Source organism: Streptomyces sp. NRRL S-495, assembly GCF_000966955.1.
Taxonomy (GTDB): Bacteria; Actinomycetota; Actinomycetes; order Streptomycetales; family Streptomycetaceae; genus Kitasatospora; species Kitasatospora purpeofusca.
Genome location: NZ_JZWY01000101.1, coordinates 1 through 13814, shown reverse-complemented (window position 1 = coordinate 13814; position 13814 = coordinate 1). Strand labels below are relative to the sequence as shown.

Genomic DNA, 13814 nt, shown 5'->3' with positions numbered 1-13814 from the left:
GTGCGGTGGAGCCGGCCACGCCGGACGGCGGCCCCGGCGGCGAGACCCTGGCCCTCGGCCGGCCCGGGCCGCAGGCGGTGCTGGTCGGCCCGGCCCTGCTGCCCACCCGCTGGGACGACGCGGCCACCCGCCAGCTGCCGCTGGGCGCCGGTCTGGGCCTGATCGGCTGCGGTCTGGGCCTGATCGGGCTGCGGCTGCGCCGGCACTGACCGCGTCCCGGTACTGACCGCGTCCACGCACTGACCCGTCCCGGCACTGACCGCGTCCCGGCGGTCGACCGGGGGCCGCCCCGGTGCTCCGGATCCGGGGGCGGACTGAGTATCCGTACGGATACCGCTGCCCCGCCCCCGGGCGTAGCGTCGTCCCCGGGTGCAGGCGCGCGGCCGGTCGCGGCACCGGCAGCGGGCGGGGCGGGGCGGGTCGGTCGGGGGCCTCCTCCCCGGCAACCCCAGTGAGGGAGAATGTGGTTCATGACGAATCCGATGAACGAGTACTCGTCGCAGGAGTTCCACCAGGCCATGGGCGGGCAGCCGCAGGACGGCCAGAAGGTGCTGATCGTCGGACCGGACGGGCTGCCGGTGGGTTCGGCGGCGGCCGGCCCGATGGGGGACGACGGCGACGGTCCGCGTGAACTGCCGGTGACCGAGATGGTCGAACAGCCCGCCAAGGTCATGCGGATCGGCAGCATGATCAAGCAGTTGCTGGAGGAGGTCCGGGCGGCTCCCCTCGACGAGGCCAGCCGGGCGCGGCTGAAGGACATCCACGCCAGCTCGATCAAGGAGCTGGAGCTGGGCCTGGCCCCCGAGCTGGTGGCCGAGCTGGAGCGGCTGTCGCTCCCGTTCACCGAGGACTCGATCCCGACCGAGGCCGAGCTGCGGATCGCCCAGGCGCAGCTGGTGGGCTGGCTGGAGGGCCTGTTCCACGGCATCCAGACCGCGCTGTTCGCGCAGCAGATGGCGGCCCGGGCGCAGCTGGAGCAGATGCGGCGGGCACTGCCGCCCGGTCTGCACGGCGGGGAGCCGGAGGGGGACGAGCCGGGCGAGGGCCGCGGCATCCGCTCCGGTCCCTACCTGTAGCCGTCCCACACATGTGGGCGTCCGCCCACCTGTGGACGTCGGCCGTACCCGTACCGCCACGGCCCCGCCGGGGCGGCGCGGCACGGGGCGCGGCCGGTCGCCCCGGCGGCGCGAGCACTACCGACCGGTACCGGGTCGCGACCTGGACACAGTGTCGGCCCTGGGCCGGTCGGTGTCCTCGCGAGCCGATACCCTGACCCCCTGTCGCAGTCCGGGCGAGCGTCGCGACAGGGGTCGGGCAGGCCAGCGGGCCGGGCCCGGAAACACGCACGGACGAGACCGAATGTCACGGTCGCGGCGGTACGGCCGCGCCGAGGGGGAGCAGAGGACCATGAGCGAGCACGGCAACGCGGCGGCCGAGGGCTACTCCCTGGGCAACGGGCGGTACGTGCTGCAGCGGGTGCTGGGCGAGGGCGGTATGGCCTCGGTCCACCTCGCGTACGACAGCGTGCTGGACCGACAGGTCGCGCTGAAGAGCATGCACGCCGAGCTGGGGCGGGACGACTCGTTCAAGGAGCGGTTCCGCCGCGAGGCCCAGGCGGTGGCCCGGCTGGAGCACCCGAACATCGTCACCGTCTACGACAGCGGCGAGGACATCGCCCAGGACGGCTCCAGCACGCCGTACATCGTGATGCAGCTGATCGACGGCAAGGGCCTGCGGGACGCCATCAACGAGGCGGTCGGCCAGCACGGCGCGATGCCGGTCGAGGAGGCGCTGCGGGTCACCATCGGTGTGCTGAACGCGCTGGAGGCCTCGCACGACATGGGCCTGGTGCACCGTGACATCAAGCCCGGCAACGTCATGTTCGACCGCAAGGGCAACGTCAAGGTCATGGACTTCGGCATCGCCCGCGCGCTGGAGAGCGGGGTCACCTCGATGACCCAGACCGGCATGGTGGTCGGCACGCCGCAGTACCTCTCGCCCGAGCAGGCGCTGGGCAAGCCGGTGGACGCCCGCTCCGACCTCTACTCGGTCGGCGTGATGCTCTTCGAGATGATCACCGGGCAGCTGGTCTTCGACGGCGACTCGGCCTTCTCGATCGCGTACAAGCACGTCCAGGAGGAGCCGCCGGCGCCGTCCACGCTCAACCCGCGGCTCGCCCCGGCGGTCGACGGGTTCGTCGCGACGGCGCTGCGCAAGGACCCGGCGCACCGCTTCCCGAGCGCGGCGGCGATGCGGGACGAGGCCGAGCGGCTGATCGCGGCCGGCAAGGGCGGCGGCAGCCCGCTGGCGGCCAGCAACCCGCTGGTGATCACCGACGGTCCGCGGTCGGTGCACGCCGCGCCGCAGGCGCAGCACACCCCGCAGCCGCAGCCGTTCCCCCAGCCGCAGCCGTTCCAGCCGCACGCGCAGCCGCAGCCGTTCCAGACGCCGCCGCCGGCGTTCCAGGCGCCGCACACGCCGCAGCCCTTCCCGCAGCCGCAGCCGTTCCAGACGCCGCCGCCGGTCTTCCAGGCGCCGCACACGCCGCAGCCCTTCCCGCAGCAGGCGCACACCCCGCCGCCGCACCCGATGCCGGCGCCGCCGTTCCAGCCGCAGCCGCCCGCGTCGAACAGCGGTGGCTGCTCGACCGCCCTGGTGATCATCGGCATCATCGTCGGTGTGATCGTGCTGGCGGTCATCATCATCGCGATCGTGGTCAACCGGGCCGAGGACCAGTCGAAGAGCGGGTCGACCAGGGGCGTCTCGGGTGCGGCGGCCACGGTGCTGCGCCTGGACGGCCAGGCCGACCGGAATGGCCTGCTCTGACAGGTTCCGCCCGGATCACGCGTGCTCCGGGGGTCGGCCGGAGGCGGTAGCGTTCGGGGACACGAGCGACAGGGCACCGCGATCCGAGCGAAGGCCCGGGGCGAGGAGCGATGGCACAGACGCAGCATCCGGACGACGACGGGGCCTGGGCGACCGGTCCGGGCGGCGGGGCCCCCAGGATGCCCGAGCCCGGTGGCGACGCCGCCACGACCGCGCTCCCGCCGTACGGCGCCCCGCAGACACCCGGCCGGGGCACCGCCGCCCCGCTGGGCACGGTCGGTGACGGCCGCTACCGGCTGACCCACCGGCTCGGCCGGGGCGGCATGGCCGAGGTGCTCGCCGCCCAGGACGTCCGGCTCGGACGGACCGTCGCGGTGAAGCTGCTCCGTGGTGAGCTGGCCCAGGACGAGATCGCCCGGCTCCGCTTCACCAGGGAGGCGCACGCCGTCGCGGCGCTCAACCACCACGCGATCGTCGCGGTCTACGACACCGGCGAGGAGTACGTCGGCGAGGAGTCGACGCCGTACATCGTGATGGAGCTGGTCGAGGGCCGGACCGTCCGCGAGCTGCTGGTCGACGAGGAGGAGCCGCCGGTCGACCAGGCGCTGATCATCATCGCCGGGGTGCTGGAGGCGCTCGCCTACAGCCACCGGCACGGCATCGTGCACCGTGACATCAAGCCGGCCAACGTGATCATCACGACCACCGGCGCGGTCAAGGTGATGGACTTCGGCATCGCCCGGGCGCTCACCGGCACGGCCTCGACCATGACCCAGACCGGCATGGTCATGGGCACCCCGCAGTACCTCTCGCCGGAGCAGGCGCTGGGCAAGCCGGTCGACCACCGCTCCGACCTGTACGCGGCCGGCTGCATGCTCTACGAACTGCTGGCGCTGCGGCCGCCGTTCACCGGTGACACCCCGCTGTCGGTGGTCTACCAGCACGTGCAGGACATGCCGGTGCCGCCCTCGCAGGCCAATCCGCGGGTCCCGGCCGGCCTGGACCACCTGGTGCTGCGCTCGCTCGCGAAGAACCCGGACGACCGCTTCCAGGACGCGGACGAGTTCCGCGCGCACATCGAGCACGCGCTGCGCGAGCTCACCGGCGGCACCGGCGGCTGGCCGCTCGGCGCGACGGCCGGGCTGGCCGCGGCCGGCCAGGGCCACGGCGGGATGCCCCCGCGGGGAGTGGACGAGACGGCGGTGCTCGGGGCGGGTGTCCCGGGCGACCCGACGGCGATGCTGCCGTACCAGGTGCCGGGCGGCCCGCACACGCCGTCCTCCGCCTACCCGCCCTACGGCGGCGGCGACGGTTCGGACGACGGGCACGGCGGCGGACACGGGCGCGGTGGCGGCGGCCGGCGCGGTCCGTGGCGCTGGGTGGCCGGCATCGTGGCGGTGGCCGTCGCGGCCAGCGTGGGCATCGCCATGGCGCTGAGCGGCAACGGCAACGGCGGTGGCGGCGGCGTGAAGCCGAGCGACCTCGGCCCGAGCACCGGGGTGGTGTCGACGGCGCCGGAGGCGACCACGCCCAGCTCCGGTTCGACCACGACCACGCCCCCGACCGGGCAGACCTCGCGTCGTCCGCAGCAGCAGCCGACCGACACCACCAACAACGGCGGCAACCAGACCCAGCCGCCGAGCCAGCCGACCGGCAAGCACACGACCAGCCCGGCGGCGACGCCGAGCACGACCGGCAGCAAGGCACCGACCCCGAGCACGTCGCCGACCGGGTCGGCCACCGTCCCGCCGACCAACACCCCGACCACGGGTACGGGCGGCGGCGCGACGACTCCCCCGGCCACGGCCCCGCCGGCGACCAACCCGCCGCCGACCGGCGGTGGCGGCAGCCAGACTCCGCCGGCCGGGGGCGGTGCCGGCGGCACCACTCCGAAGCCGACCGGCGGGGCGGCCACCCCGGCCGTTCCCTGACAGGTCCGGCCCGCCCCGGGGCGTAGTCGGCCGACGGGGTCCGGCCGGCCGTTCCCTTGCGGGTCCGGCCGGCCGCCCGGGTCAGTTGGCGAAGGCGTCCAGGACCTGCTCGTACTCCTGGCACCACCACGCCAGCTGGCCCGCCGAGGCGGGGTAGAGCGGGTCGGCCCGGTGGTCGCCCCGCTGGTAGCGCCACTGGAGCATCCAGAAGTCGTTCAGCCGCTCCCACCAGACCCGGTGGGCCGCGGCGGCCAGGTGCTCCGCGGTGGCGGCCCCGGTGGCCCGGTAGGCCTGGGACCAGTGCCGGACCCGGACGAGGTCCAGCACCCCGGTGACGCGGTCGTTGAGGACCAGGGTGGCCGCGCGGACGGCCTCCTCGGCACGCGGCTGCCGTCCCAGCTTGTCCCAGTCCAGGACGGCCGCGATCCGTCCGTCCCGGTGCAGCAGGTTGAGCCCGTGGAAGTCGCCGTGGGTCCAGCCGGTGGGCGGGGCGGCCCCCGGGGCGGGACGCCGGTGGGCGTGCTCGGCGAGCAGCTCCAGCCGTTCGCCCAGCCGGCGCTCGACCAGCGCGTCCAGTTCGTCGTTGGGGTGGTGCTCGCGGGCCCGCTCGCGCAGGTCGTGGGCGAGTGCGGAGCTGTCGAGCGGATCGGCGCTGCGGTAGCCGGAGGGTTGTGCGACGGGCGCGCAGACCTCGTCGAGGGCGCCGTGCAGCCGGCCGAGCAGCGCGCCCAGTTCGGCGCACTGCGGCAGGGACAGCTCGGTTCCGTGGCGGTGCCCGCCCTCGACCCAGGGGAAGAGGGCGAACAGCCGGCCGCCGAACGGGGCGATGGTGCCGGTCCGTTCGGCGAGGGCGAGCGGGGGCTCGACGGGCAGGCCCAGGGCGGCGAGGGCGGCCATCGCCCGGTGGTGGCCGGCGACCGCCTCGCGGCCGGCGGTCGCGGCGTCGACGTAGCACTTCAGGAAGTAGCCGCCGGCCTCGGTGGTGACCCGGTAGCCGCGGTTCAGCAGGCCTTCGGCGACGGGTTCGGCGGTGAGCAGGCGCCCCACCCGGTACCGGCGCAGGACCTCGGCGAGCGCCGCGTGGGGGACGGGAGGGCTGAGCGTTCCTATCGGGGGAGCGGTGAGGTCGGGACGGGCTGGTGCACAGGCAAGGGTCTGGCTGAAAGTCACAGCCAGAGGTTAGGACCTCTCGGCGGGGGTCCTTGACAGGTCGTCAGTTGTGTGCTTCGGCCGTATCAGTGCTGCTGGTCCGCCTGGTGCCGGGCCACGAACGCCGCCGCCTGGGTCCGTCGCTCCATCCCCATCTTGGCGAGCAGACTGGAGACGTAGTTCTTCACCGTCTTTTCGGCGAGGTGCAGTTCATTGCCGATCTGACGGTTGGTCATCCCTTCGCCGATCAGGTCCAGAATGCGGCGCTCCTGCTTGGTGAGCTGGGCGAGTCGTTCGTCCTCCTTCTCACCGCCGTCCCGCAGCCGGGCCAGCACCCGGCTGGTGGCGACCGGGTCGAGCAGCGACTTGCCGGCCGCGACGTCCCGGACCGCGGTGATCAGGTCGGTGCCGCGGATCGCCTTCAGCACATAGCCGGAGGCGCCCGCCATGATCGAGTCGAACAGGGCCTCGTCGTCCGAGAACGAGGTCAGCATCAGGCACTTGATCTCCGGCATCCGGGAACGGATCTCCCGGCAGACCTCGACGCCGTTGCCGTCCGGCAGCCGGACGTCGAGCACCGCGACATCGGGGTGGACGGCCGGGATCCTGGTCAGCGCCTCGGCCGCGGTGCCGGCCTCGCCGACCACCTCGATGTCCTCCTCGACGGAGAGGAGTTCATGGACACCCCGGCGGACCACCTCGTGGTCGTCGAGGAGGAATACCGTGATTTGTCCGTTATCAGTCACGCGCAAAGCCTCCCATATCACCCTACGAAAGACCTCTCGCCCCTACCGCGCCGGGGTCACGATCCGGCCAGAGCGGTCGAAACCGATGCCGGTAACCCCCTTACGCCGGAGCCTCCGCCCGGATAACGTGCGCTGGTGTCCTGAACGCGACCGAATTGAGAGCTGCGCCACACGCGCGGTTTGTAGACCCCGAACAAGTAGGACGTCCTAGCGCAGACGCGTCGAGGACGGACGCTGGGTAACGTTCTCGTGAGGGACGCCGTCGGAAAAGGATCACCACCTGCCCCGCTGCGGGTGCGCACACCCACGCGCGCCCCGCGAGGCGGTGACCGGACCGGTCACCGGCGACCCCGGGCGGCCGGACAGACCGAGGAGTGAACGTGACCGTCAAAAGCACGGCGAGGGCCCGCAAGAAGGCTGCCCCCGGCGTCCGCGCCACGGCCAAGGACGCCCAGCCGGAGCTCGTACAGCTGCTCACCCCGGAAGGCGAGCGGGTCGAGCACCCGGACTTCCCGCTCACCGTGGAGGCGGACGAGCTCCGTGCCCTCTACCGTGACCTGGTGCTGGTGCGTCGCTTCGACGCCGAGGCGACCTCGCTGCAGCGCCAGGGCGAGCTGGGCCTCTGGGCCTCGCTGCTGGGCCAGGAAGCGGCCCAGGTCGGTTCCGGCCGCGCGATGCGACCGGGCGACTACGCCTTCCCCACCTACCGCGAGCACGGCGTGGCCTGGTGCCGCGACGTCGACCCGCTGAACCTGCTCGGCATGTTCCGCGGTGTGAACCACGGCGGCTGGGACCCGAACGAGAAGAACTTCCACCTGTACACCATCGTGATCGGCGCGCAGACCCTGCACGCCACCGGATACGCGATGGGCATCACCAAGGACGGCGCCGACGACGCGGTGATCGCGTACTTCGGCGACGGTGCCTCCAGCCAGGGCGACGTCAACGAGGCCTTCACCTTCGCCTCGGTCTACAACTCGCCGGTGGTCTTCTTCTGCCAGAACAACCAGTGGGCGATCTCCGAGCCCACCACCACCCAGACCAAGATCCCGCTGTACCGCCGGGCCTCCGGCTTCGGCTTCCCGGGCATCCGGGTCGACGGCAACGACGTGCTGGCCTGCCTCGCGGTGACCCGCTGGGCCCTGGAGCACGCCCGCACCGGCAACGGTCCGGTGCTGATCGAGGCCTTCACCTACCGGATGGGCGCGCACACCACCTCCGACGACCCGACCCGCTACCGGGCGGCCGACGAGACCGAGGCCTGGAAGGCCAAGGACCCGATCACCCGGCTCCGCACCCTCCTGGAGAAGGAGGGCCTGGCCGACGAGGAGTTCTTCGCCTCGATCGAGACCGAGAGCGAGCAGCTCGGGCTGCGGGTGCGCGAGGGCGTGCGCAGCATGCCGGACCCCGACCCCACCCTGATCTTCGACCACGTCTACGCGGAGCCGCACGCGCTGGTCGATGAGGAACGGGCCGAGTACATCGAGTACGCGGCCTCCTTCGAGGCGGGGGAGAACCACTGATGGCCGGCCAGCTCAGCATCGCCAAGGCGCTCAACGGGGCGCTGCGCAAGTCGCTGGAGAGCGACCCGAAGACCGTCCTGATGGGCGAGGACATCGGCAAGCTCGGCGGCGTCTTCCGGATCACCGACGGCCTGCAGAAGGACTTCGGCGAGGACCGGGTGATCGACACCCCGCTCGCCGAGTCCGGCATCGTCGGCACCGCGATCGGCCTCGCGCTGCGCGGCTACCGCCCGGTCGTGGAGATCCAGTTCGACGGCTTCGTCTACCCGGCCTTCGACCAGATCGTCTCCCAGCTGGCCAAGATGCACGCCCGCGCGCTCGGGCACGTCAAGATGCCGGTCACCATCCGTATCCCCTACGCGGGTGGTATCGGCGCGGTCGAGCACCACAGCGAGTCGCACGAGGCGTACTTCGCCCACACCGCCGGTCTGCGGGTGGTCACCCCGTCCAACGCGCACGACGCGCACTGGATGCTGCGCCAGGCCATCGAGTCGGACGACCCGGTGATCTTCCTGGAGCCCAAGCGCCGCTACTGGGACAAGGGCGAGGTCGGCGACTCCGCCGACCTGGGCCTGCACGACGCGCGGATCGTCCGCCCCGGTGCCGACGCCACGCTGATCGCCTACGGGCCGATGCTCAAGGTCTGCCTGGAGGCCGCCGCGGCCGCCGAGGAGGACGGCCGCCGGCTGGAGGTCGTCGACCTCCGCTCGCTCACCCCGGTCGACTTCGCCGCCCTGGAAGAGTCCGTCAAGCGGACCGGACGCGGCATCGTGGTGCACGAGGCCCCGGTGTTCCTGGGCATGGGCGCCGAACTGGCCGCCCGGCTCACCGAGCGCTGCTTCTACCACCTGGAGGCGCCGATCCTGCGGGTCGGCGGCTACTACGCGCCGTACCCGCCGTCCCGGGTCGAGGAGTCCTTCCTCCCCGACCTGGACCGCGTGCTCGACGCCGTCGACCGCGCGTTCGCGTACTGATACCGGGGAGCGCTGATGACCACCGAAGTTCGCTCGCTCCGCGAGTTCAAGATGCCCGATGTGGGCGAGGGCCTGACCGAGGCCGAGATCCTCAGCTGGTACGTCAAGCCCGGTGACACCGTCACCGACGGGCAGGTCGTCTGCGAGGTGGAGACCGCCAAGGCCGCCGTGGAGCTGCCGATCCCGTTCACCGGGGTCGTCGAGCAGCTGTTCTTCCCGGAGGGCGCGACGGTCGACGTCGGCACCGCGATCATCTCGGTCGCGGTGGGGGGAGCCGCAGGAGCTGTGGGGGCGCCCGTCGTCGCCGCCGCCGTCGCCCCGGCCCCGGCCCCCGTCGCCGAGGCCCCCGAGGCCGCCGAGGCGCCCGAGCCCGAGCGGCGCGAGGTGCTGGTCGGCTACGGTCCGCGGACCGGCGGCAGCCAGCGCCGGGCGCGGCGCACCACGGTCACGGCCACCGCCACGGCCGCCGTGCCGGCTCCCGCGCCCGCTCCGGCTCCCGTCGTCGCCCCGGCCCCGGTGCCGGTGGCGGCCGTCGAGGTGTCCGGTGACCGGCCGCTGGCCAAGCCGCCGGTGCGCAAGCTCGCCAAGGACCTCGGGATCGACCTCCGGGTCGTCACCCCGACCGGTCCGGACGGCGTGATCACCCGTGAGGACCTGCACGCCCACGCGGCGGCCGCCGCCGCCCCGGCGCCGGCCCCCGTCGAGGCCCCGGCCGCCGAGCCGGCCGTCGCCGTCCCGGTGTCCACCGCCGTGGTCCTGCCCGGCGCGGGCGACGTCCGGGTGCCGATCAAGGGCGTCCGCAAGGCGACCGCGCAGGCGATGGTGGCCTCGGCCTTCACCGCCCCGCACGTCACCGAGTTCGTCCAGGTCGACGTGACCCGGACGATGAAGTTCGTCCGCCGGCTCAAGGAGAGCGGCGAGCTGGGCCGGGACGTCCGGGTCAGCCCGCTGCTGCTGGTCGCCAAGGCGCTGCTCACCGCGGTCAAGCGCCACCCCGGGATCAACGCCCAGTGGGACGAGGCCGCCCAGGAGATCGTCATCAAGGGCCAGGTGAACCTCGGCATCGCCGCGGCCACCCCGCGCGGCCTGATCGTCCCCAACATCAAGGACGCCGGCGCCCGGACCCTGTCCGGCCTGGCGGTCTCGCTCGGCGAGCTGATCGAGACGGCCCGCCAGGGGAAGACGGCGCCCGGCGACATGCAGGGCGGCACGATCACGATCACCAATGTCGGCGTCTTCGGCGTCGACAGCGGCACCCCGATCCTCAACCCCGGTGAGGCGGCCATCCTCGCCTTCGGGGCGGTCCGGGAACTGCCGTGGGTGCACAAGGGCAAGGTCGTCCCGCGTCAGGTCACCACGCTGGCCCTCTCCTTCGACCACCGGCTGGTGGACGGCGAGCTGGGCTCCAAGGTGCTGGCCGACATCGCGGGCATCCTGGAGCACCCGAAGCGCCTGATCACCTGGGGCTGACCCGTCCGGGAGACATGAAGGGGCCCGACTCCGCACCGCCGTGCGGAGTCGGGCCCCTTCGTCCTGCGGTCCCGGTGGTGCTCAGGACCAAGCGGTGTCGTCGGTGCGGGCGACGGTCTGCTCGTGGGTCTGCTCGTACATGGCGCGGCTCCAGGTTTCGTCCTCCGATGAGTGGGACGTCCGACTCCGGTCGGGGTTGTCGCGATTCCGCCGGAGTTTCCGCACCTCCCACGGCGGGGGCCCTCCCCCGGCGCCGGTGCGGCGCGGGGGAGGGCCCCGGAGTGGTCCGTCGTTCGGGGACGGCGGCGCCGGTGTCGTGGGCGCCGGCGTCCGCGTCCGGGTCAGCGCTGGGCGCGCAGTCGGCGGACGGTGAGCACCATGCCCGCGCCGAGCGCGGCGATGCCCGCGGCGATGCCCGCGAGCAGGCCGTTCGGGGTGTCGGCGCCGGTCTGGGCGAGCTCCGGGGTGCCGGCCGGCGCGGTGGTGGCCGGGGCGGCGGAGGGGGTGCTCTTCGGCGCGGCGGGCGCGGCGGCGGGCGCGGTCGGCTTCGCGGTGGCGGCGGGGGTGTCGTCGGAGACCGGCGCGGGCTTGGCGGCCGGCTTCGCGGGCGTGGTCGGCTTGGCGGCGGGCTTCGCGGGCGTGGTCGGCTTCGCGGTCTCGGCGGGCTTGGCCGGGGCGGGCTTCGCGGGGGTGGTGGTCGGAGCGGGCTTGGTGGCCTTGGGGACCTTGACCGTCATCCCCTTCTGCGCCCACTCGCTGCGCGACCCGTCCTCGGCGGTGGCGCCGAGGCCGACGTAGATGAGGTCCAGGCCGTCCGGGGCACCCGCGGCGAGGCTCACACGGAACGTGACGTGGTTGGCGCGGCCGTCCGCGACCGGAACCCCCTTGGCCGGGGTCGCGAACAGCGTCGGGTCGCAGCCGCGCCGCAGCGAGAGCTTCTGCCAGGTGCCGTTGGCGTTGTACTCGACGGCCAGGTACTTGGAGTCCAGGTAGGAGACCCCGCCCTCGCCGTCGCCCGTCATGTGCGCGGCGAGCGAGAGCGTGGGCACGACGTTGCGGTAGGGGGCCCCGGTGAAGTTGGCGATCCCGACCCCGATGTCGACCTTCGGCCCGCCCGCGGTGACGGCCAGCGAGGGGGTCATGTGGAAGCCGATCTCGGGGGCTCCGTTGTGGGTGGCGGCCTCGGTCTTCGGGGCGTCGGTCTTCGCGGTGTCGGTCTTCGGCGCGGCCGCCTTCGCCGCCGCCTTCGGCGCGGCCGCGACCGCCCCGTCCGACGAGCCGCAGGCCCAGGAGGACTCGGCGGTCAGCAACTGGACGGAGCCGGCGAGCAGGACGGTGGCGGCGACGGCCGCGACGCGGCGGCGGACGACGGTGTTCTTCGCGGAAGCGGGCATGACGGACGTGCGCATGACAGGACCCCCCAAGGTCTGGTGTCGTGGTGGTGGTGTGTGGTGTCGAAGGTGGCCGGATCGCTCCATCGCGTCGGAAGCGCCCCCCGGCCTGGCCGGTCATGCTCTCTCCCGCGTCCTTCGCTGGTACAGACAGCGATCCCGGGGCGGCAGTTGCAGGACGAACCAAAGATTTTCCTGACTATTTTCGGTGCATCCAAGGTCACGGTCGGTGATCGACAATCGCCTGGTTGGACTCATAGGTATGACTGGTCAGATCCTTGTGGTTCGTCCAGTTCGGTGACTTTTTCGCCGTTCCGTGAGGACGACACGCCGGGGCGGGTACGTCTTCGCGTCCACCACCCGGGCCACGCGGGTGACCGGAACGTCGAGGACGCACCCGTATGCCGCCTGGCAACCCTGGCCGGATCGTCCGGAGTCTGGCCGCGCTCGTGCTGGTGTCCACCGCCGTACTCCCGGCCGCGCTCGAACTGGCCGGGCCCTCACCGTTCGGGGTGATCGGGGCCGGCGCCCCGGCCGACCGCGCGGTCCCGCCGCACACCGCGGTGCAGCACGCCGATCTGCGCACCGCCGGGGACGCGCCGACCGTCGACATACGGCGGACCGGCGACCCGGCCAACCGGATCACCCTCGTCCTGCTCGGCGACGGCTACACCGCCGAGGAGCAGGACGTGTTCCGCGAACAGGCCGACCGGGCCTGGCGCGCGCTGATGGAGATCGAGCCGTTCCGCAGCTACCAGGGGTTCTTCAACATAAGGCGGGTCGAGGTGGTCTCCCCGGTCTCCGGCATCGCCGAGACCGAGAGCCGCGGCCGCAGCCCCGCCACCCCGCTCGGCATGCACTTCTGGTGCGAGGGCACCGCCCGGCTGCTCTGCGCCGACGAGGAGGCGACGGCCCGGTACGCCGGCCGCGGCGAGGGCCCGCAGTACCTGATCGCGCTGGCCAACTCCACCGAGTACGGCGGCGCCGGCGGCACCGGGGTGACCACCCTGGCCGGCGGCAGCCCCGACGCCGGCCGGATCATCCAGCACGAGATCGGGCACACCGTCGGCGACCTCGGCGACGAGTACGACAGCGCGCCCGACGACGCCGACTACCCCAACCTCTCCACCGAGAACGCCGACGACATGCGCCGCAAGCAGTCCAAATGGTGGCGCTGGCTCGGCGCGGAGTCCCCGGACGGCGCCGGGACCATCGGCGCCTACCGCAGCGCCAACGGCATCTACCGGCCCACCCCGGACTCGGTGATGCGCACCCTCGGCGGGGCCTACAACCTGCCCTCGCGGGAGGCGATCATCGAGGAGATCTACCGCCGGATCCGGCCCACCGACGCCGCCCTGCCGGCTCCCGGCGACGTCACCGGCCGGCCCCGGCTGGAGGTCCGGCCGGTCCCGCTGACCGGTGCCCGGCAGCTGCGGGTGGACTGGACGCTGGACGGCGCCCCGGTCGAGCCGCAGGCGGCGGACCGCAGCTGGCTGGACACCGCCGCGCTGCCGCTGGAGCCCGGGCACGCCGCGACCGTCACGGCGACCGTCCGGGACACCACGGACTGGGTGCGCGACGAGGCCTTCCGGGAGCGCTACATGACGCGCTCGGTCTCCTGGACGGTGGCCGGCTGAGCCGGGGCGGGCGGGGGATCGGGGTGGCCCCCACCCCTGGGCATCCAATGATGGGATGACTAACCTGGGGCCACTATGACCGTGGAGCCAGCCCGTTCAGCCCGCCCCCTGTCCGCCTCTGCTCCTCGCGCCACAGCCGACCGCACCGGCGGGACCGGCGGCGCCCC

10 protein-coding genes and 1 pseudogene are annotated in these 13814 nt (G+C 73.4%); 8 read left to right on the top strand and 3 right to left on the bottom strand.

Annotation, left to right across the window (positions count from 1 at the left end; all coding sequences use genetic code 11):
• From VR45_RS07440 to VR45_RS07425, 4 genes and pseudogenes are all read left to right on the top strand, one after another.
• Positions 1-209: pseudogene (locus tag VR45_RS07440) on the top strand (hypothetical protein); the annotation flags it as partial.
• A 309-nt stretch (positions 210-518) separates the two neighbouring features.
• Complete coding sequence (locus VR45_RS07435) at positions 519-1076, top strand: bacterial proteasome activator family protein (protein WP_045938875.1); 558 nt, start codon at positions 519-521, stop codon at positions 1074-1076.
• Between the two features lie 331 nt (positions 1077-1407).
• Positions 1408-2826: a protein kinase gene (locus tag VR45_RS07430; RefSeq protein WP_063772427.1), complete on the top strand. Its 1419-nt coding sequence runs from the start codon at positions 1408-1410 to the stop codon at positions 2824-2826.
• A 323-nt stretch (positions 2827-3149) separates the two neighbouring features.
• Complete coding sequence (locus VR45_RS07425) at positions 3150-4757, top strand: protein kinase (RefSeq protein ID WP_234325872.1); 1608 nt, start codon at positions 3150-3152, stop codon at positions 4755-4757.
• 81 nt (positions 4758-4838) lie between these two features.
• On the opposite strand, the gene VR45_RS07420 is transcribed toward VR45_RS07425, so the two are convergent.
• Entirely contained in the window at positions 4839-5927 is a 1089-nt protein-coding gene (locus VR45_RS07420) for a phosphotransferase (protein WP_078896303.1), read from the bottom strand.
• A gap of 65 nt (positions 5928-5992) precedes the next feature.
• Positions 5993-6652, bottom strand: a complete 660-nt coding sequence (locus VR45_RS07415; RefSeq protein WP_045938868.1) for a response regulator transcription factor — start codon at positions 6650-6652, stop codon at positions 5993-5995.
• 380 nt (positions 6653-7032) lie between these two features.
• Between VR45_RS07415 and pdhA the strand changes: the two genes are divergently transcribed.
• The 3 genes from pdhA to VR45_RS49975 are packed head-to-tail and all read left to right on the top strand — an operon-like array spanning position 7033 to position 10619.
• Complete coding sequence (gene pdhA, locus VR45_RS07410; RefSeq protein ID WP_045938867.1) at positions 7033-8175, top strand: pyruvate dehydrogenase (acetyl-transferring) E1 component subunit alpha; 1143 nt, start codon at positions 7033-7035, stop codon at positions 8173-8175.
• Positions 8172-9149, top strand: a complete 978-nt coding sequence (locus VR45_RS07405; protein ID WP_107084120.1) for an alpha-ketoacid dehydrogenase subunit beta — start codon at positions 8172-8174, stop codon at positions 9147-9149. The genes pdhA and VR45_RS07405 overlap by 4 nt, the downstream gene beginning before the upstream one ends.
• A 15-nt stretch (positions 9150-9164) precedes the next feature.
• Complete coding sequence (locus VR45_RS49975; protein ID WP_045938865.1) at positions 9165-10619, top strand: dihydrolipoamide acetyltransferase family protein; 1455 nt, start codon at positions 9165-9167, stop codon at positions 10617-10619.
• Between the two features lie 341 nt (positions 10620-10960).
• On the opposite strand, the gene VR45_RS42125 is transcribed toward VR45_RS49975, so the two are convergent.
• Positions 10961-12028 (bottom strand): hypothetical protein, encoded by a 1068-nt coding sequence (locus tag VR45_RS42125; protein WP_052708906.1) that lies wholly within the window; start codon positions 12026-12028, stop codon positions 10961-10963.
• A gap of 383 nt (positions 12029-12411) precedes the next feature.
• Between VR45_RS42125 and VR45_RS07390 the strand changes: the two genes are divergently transcribed.
• A complete protein-coding gene (locus VR45_RS07390; protein WP_052708905.1) occupies positions 12412-13647 on the top strand; it encodes a M64 family metallopeptidase in 1236 nt (411 codons plus the stop codon).
• Positions 13648-13814 lie beyond the last annotated feature (167 nt).

What these genes read in the sequence shown, in the direction of transcription:
- VR45_RS07435 (WP_045938875.1), top strand. Translation starts at nt 519, where the DNA reads ATGGGCGGGCAGCCGCAGGACGGCCAGAAGGTGCTGATCGTCGGACCG.
- VR45_RS07430 (WP_063772427.1), top strand. Translation starts at nt 1,408, where the DNA reads ATGAGCGAGCACGGCAACGCGGCGGCCGAGGGCTACTCCCTGGGCAAC.
- VR45_RS07425 (WP_234325872.1), top strand. Translation starts at nt 3,150, where the DNA reads ATGGCCGAGGTGCTCGCCGCCCAGGACGTCCGGCTCGGACGGACCGTC.
- VR45_RS49975 (WP_045938865.1), top strand. Translation starts at nt 9,165, where the DNA reads ATGACCACCGAAGTTCGCTCGCTCCGCGAGTTCAAGATGCCCGATGTG.
- VR45_RS42125 (WP_052708906.1), bottom strand. Translation starts at nt 12,028, where the DNA reads ATGCGCACGTCCGTCATGCCCGCTTCCGCGAAGAACACCGTCGTCCGC.
- VR45_RS07390 (WP_052708905.1), top strand. Translation starts at nt 12,412, where the DNA reads ATGCCGCCTGGCAACCCTGGCCGGATCGTCCGGAGTCTGGCCGCGCTC.